This window comes from Paenibacillus maysiensis (assembly GCF_000520815.1).
In the GTDB taxonomy this organism is placed as follows: domain Bacteria; phylum Bacillota; class Bacilli; order Paenibacillales; family Paenibacillaceae; genus Paenibacillus; species Paenibacillus maysiensis.
Genome location: NZ_ASRY01000054.1, coordinates 1 through 437, shown reverse-complemented (window position 1 = coordinate 437; position 437 = coordinate 1). Strand labels below are relative to the sequence as shown.

Annotated in this window: 3 tRNA genes; all 3 read right to left on the bottom strand. The window is 51.5% G+C overall.

Annotated elements, in window-relative coordinates:
- Positions 1-37: 37 nt before the first annotated feature.
- A tRNA-Val gene (locus L696_RS0103940) sits at positions 38-113 on the bottom strand.
- 10 nt (positions 114-123) lie between these two features.
- Positions 124-200: transfer RNA gene (locus L696_RS0103935), tRNA-Met, on the bottom strand.
- Positions 201-231: 31 nt separating this feature from the next.
- Positions 232-323: transfer RNA gene (locus tag L696_RS0103930), tRNA-Ser, on the bottom strand.
- Positions 324-437 lie beyond the last annotated feature (114 nt).

The window sequence follows — 437 nt, the reverse complement described above, 5'->3', positions numbered from 1 at the left end:
AGTCAGTTGCTCTACCAGTTGAGCTACACCGGCACAATGGTGGAGGCTGAGGGGATCGAACCCCCGACCCTCTGCTTGTAAGGCAGATGCTCTCCCAGCTGAGCTAAGCCTCCTGGGTATGTATGGTAGCGGCGGAGGGGATCGAACCCCCGACCTCACGGGTATGAACCGTACGCTCTAGCCAGCTGAGCTACACCGCCATAACATAATATTTCGCCAGCTTGTCCTAAATGGCGGAGAGAGAGGGATTCGAACCCTCGCACCACTTTCGCAGTCTAACCCCTTAGCAGAGGGTCCCCTTATAGCCACTTGGGTATCTCTCCATATAAATGGACTCACTTAGCAAAAATTCCGCGCGTTACTCTATATATCACCACAGTGAAATAGAATACCAAGCGTAATTTCAAGGTGTTACACCCTGAAAACTGGATCCGAAA